The organism is Pseudomonas floridensis, assembly GCF_002087235.1.
Lineage (GTDB): Bacteria > Pseudomonadota > Gammaproteobacteria > Pseudomonadales > Pseudomonadaceae > Aquipseudomonas > Aquipseudomonas floridensis.
Genome location: NZ_MUIO01000234.1, coordinates 1 through 3,605, shown reverse-complemented (window position 1 = coordinate 3,605; position 3,605 = coordinate 1). Strand labels below are relative to the sequence as shown.

General features: G+C 59.8%; 3 protein-coding genes. All 3 read right to left on the bottom strand.

The genetic code is table 11. The annotated features are described in order from the left end of the window. The coding region (locus BZK31_RS28540) for an ABC transporter ATP-binding protein (RefSeq protein ID WP_083186476.1) at positions 1 to 1,537 on the bottom strand (1,537 nt) is incomplete at its 3' end. A 1-nt stretch (position 1,538) separates the two neighbouring features. Next, positions 1,539 to 2,558 (bottom strand): ABC transporter permease, encoded by a 1,020-nt coding sequence (locus tag BZK31_RS28535; protein WP_083186475.1) that lies wholly within the window; start codon positions 2,556 to 2,558, stop codon positions 1,539 to 1,541. A gap of 1 nt (position 2,559) precedes the next feature. Further along, the gene (locus tag BZK31_RS28530) at positions 2,560 to 3,603 is read right to left on the bottom strand and encodes a microcin C ABC transporter permease YejB (RefSeq protein ID WP_083186474.1); all 1,044 of its coding nucleotides are present in this window, start codon (positions 3,601 to 3,603) and stop codon (positions 2,560 to 2,562) included. Positions 3,604 to 3,605: the final 2 nt, after the last annotated feature.

Below are 3,605 nucleotides of genomic sequence, written 5' to 3'. Positions count from 1 at the left end.
AAACAGCCTGCGCCGCACCCTGTTCGACCACTTGGCCTTGCTTGACCACCATCAACTGGTGGCTCAGCGCTTTGACGACAGCCAGGTCATGGCTGATGAACAAATACGTCAGGTTGTACTTGGTTTGCAGCGAGCGAAGCAGTTCTACCACCTGACGCTGCACGGTCCGGTCGAGGGCCGAAGTCGGCTCGTCCAGCAGAATCAGCGCCGGCTTGAGCACCAAGGCCCGGGCAATGGCAATCCTCTGCCGTTGACCACCGGAAAACTCGTGGGGGTAGCGGTGCCGGGTTTCCGGGTCCAGACCTACCTCACGCAGTGCCTCGATGATCGCCGTCTCCTGCTCGGCTGCAGTGCCCATGTTGTGAATGCGCAGGCCTTCACCGACGATATCACTCACCGACATGCGAGGGCTCAGGCTGCCAAACGGGTCCTGGAACACCACCTGCATCTGTCGACGCAGCGGACGAATCTGCTGCTGCGACAGGGAGTCTAGCGGTTTACCCCTGAACCGTATGCTGCCCTGGCTACCGATGAGCCGAAGAATCGCCAGGCCCAACGTTGATTTGCCTGATCCACTTTCGCCCACGATCCCCAATGTCTGGCCTTCCGGCAGGCTGAAGCGGATGCCGTCGACCGCTTTGACGTGATCGACAGTGCGCTTGAGCAGGCCCTTCTTGATCGGGAACCAGACTTTCAGGTCCTCGACTTCAAGCAGCGGAGCTCCGGCGGGATTGGTCGAAGGACCGCCGCTGGGTTCGGCACTGAGCAAAACTTTGGTGTACGGATGCTGCGGTGAACGGAACAGCTCTTCGCACGATGCCTGTTCGACGATGCAACCGCGCTGCATGACACATACTCGGTTGGCTATTTGCCTCACAACGTTCAAATCGTGGCTGATCAGCAGCAGTGCCATGCCCAGACGAGCCTGCAAGTGCTTGAGCAACTCGAGGATTTTCAACTGTACCGTTACATCCAGCGCAGTGGTCGGTTCATCGGCAATCAACAGCTCCGGCTCGTTGGCCAGGGCCATAGCGATCATGACACGCTGGCGCTGGCCGCCTGACAGCTCGTGTGGCAGCGCTTTGAGTCGCTTGCGCGGCTCAGGGATGCCAACCAGCTCCAGCAGCTCCAGCGTGCGCTCGGTGGCGGCCTTGCCGGTCAGCCCTTTGTGCAGGCCGAGTACTTCATTGATTTGCTTTTCAACCGAGTGCAGCGGGTTCAGCGAGGTCATCGGCTCCTGAAAGATCATGGCAATCCGATTGCCACGGATCGAGCGCAGCTTTTTTTCTTCCACCTTCAGCAGGTCATCGCCCGCATAGCGAATAGTGCCGCTCGGGTGGCTGGCGATGGGGTAGGGCAGCAGGCGCAGGATCGAATGCGCGGTCACTGATTTTCCGGAGCCGCTTTCGCCGACCAGCGCCAGGGTTTCGCCACGGCGGATATCGAAGCTGATGTTCTCGACCACTCGTTGCCGCGAGTCGCCCGTCACGAACTCGACCGCCAGATCGCGGATTTCGATCAGATTGTCAGTGTTCATCTCATTTCCTTGGGTCGAAAGCATCACGGGCGGATTCGCCGATGAATACCAGCAGGCTCAGCATCAGGGCCAGCACCGCAAACGCGCTGATGCCCAGCCATGGGGCCTGCAGGTTGGATTTGCCCTGCGCAACCAGCTCGCCCAGCGAAGGCGATCCGGCTGGAAGGCCGAAGCCCAGGAAATCCAGTGCGGTCAGGGTGCCGATCGCGCCGGTAAGAATGAACGGCATGAAAGTCATGGTCGAAACCATGGCGTTAGGCAGGATGTGACGGAACATGATTGCGCCATTTTCCATACCCAGCGCCCGGGCGGCGCGCACGTATTCCAGGTTACGCCCGCGCAGGAATTCGGCGCGCACCACATCCACCAGGCTCATCCAGGAAAACAGCAGCATGATACCCAGCAACCACCAGAAGTTGGGTTGCACGAAGCTGGCCAGAATGATCAACAGATACAGCACCGGCAGTCCGGACCAGACTTCCAGAAAGCGCTGGCCCAGCAAGTCGACCCAGCCGCCATAGAAGCCCTGCAGCGCACCCGCCACCACGCCGATGATCGAGCTGAGGATGGTCAGGGTCAGGGCGAACAGCACCGAGATTCTGAAGCCATAGATGACCCGTGCCAGAACGTCCCGGCCCTGATCGTCGGTGCCCAACAGGTTCTCACGCGATGGCGGCGCGGGGGCGGGCACTTTGAGGTCGTAGTTGATGCTCTGGTAGCTGAACGGAATCGGCGCCCACAGCGTCCAGCCGCCTTTGGCCGCCAGCAGTTCCTTTATGTAGGGGCTTTTGTAGTTGGCTTCCAGCGGGAACTCGCCACCAAAGGTCGTCTCCGGGTAGCGTTCGAACACCGGAAAGTACCATTGACCGTCGTAGCGCACGGCCAGCGGTTTGTCGTTGGCGATGAGTTCGGCGCCCAGGCTCAGGCCGAACAGCAGCAGGAACAGCCACAGTGACCACCAGCCGCGTTTGTTGGCCTTGAAGCGTTCGAAGCGGCGGCGATTGAGAGGAGACAGCTTCATATCAATGCTTCCTGCTTTCAAAGTCGATGCGCGGGTCTACCAGTGTGTAGGTGATGTCGCCGATCAGCTTCACCACCAGACCCAGCAGGGTAAAGATGAACAGCGTCCCGAACACCACCGGGTAGTCACGGTTGATGGCCGCTTCGAAGCTCATCAGGCCCAGCCCGTCCAGCGAGAAGATCACTTCCACCAGCAGCGATCCGGTGAAAAAGATCCCCATGAACGCCGCCGGAAACCCGGCAATCACCAACAGCATCGCGTTGCGGAACACGTGACCGTACAGCACCTTGTGATTACTCAGGCCCTTTGCCTTGGCGGTGGTGACGTATTGCTTGCTGATCTCGTCGAGGAAGCTGTTCTTGGTCAGCAGCGTCATGGTCGCGAAGTTGCCGATTACCAATGCGGTCACTGGCAGCACCAGGTGCCAGAAATAATCGAAGACCTTGCCCGCGGTGCTCAACTCATCGAAGTTGTTGGACGTCAGGCCGCGCAACGGAAACCAGTTGAAATAGCTGCCGCCAGCGAACACCACGATCAGCAGAATCGCGAAGAGGAAGGCGGGGATTGCGTAGCCGACGATGATCGCCGAGCTGGTCCAGACGTCGAAATGGCTGCCGTGTCGCGTAGCCTTTGCGATGCCTAGCGGGATTGACACCAGGTAGGTGATCAGCGTGCTCCACAGCCCCAGCGAGATCGAGACCGGCATTTTTTCGACAATCAGGTCGATCACCTTGGCATCCCGGAAGAAGCTGTCGCCGAAATCCAGGGTCGCGTAATTCTTGACCATGATCCACAGGCGTTCGGGCGCGGACTTGTCAAAGCCGTACATGCGCTCGATTTCCTTGACCAAGGCAGGGTCCAGCCCCTGTGCGCCCCGGTAGTTGGAGCCTGCCACCGAGACCTCGGCGCCACCGCCGGCGATGCGGCTGGTGGCGCCGTCGAAGCCTTCGATCTTGGCGATCATCTGTTCCACGGGTCCGCCGGGAGCGGCCTGGATAATGATGAAGTTGATGATCAGAATCCCGAACAGGGTCGGAATGATCAGCA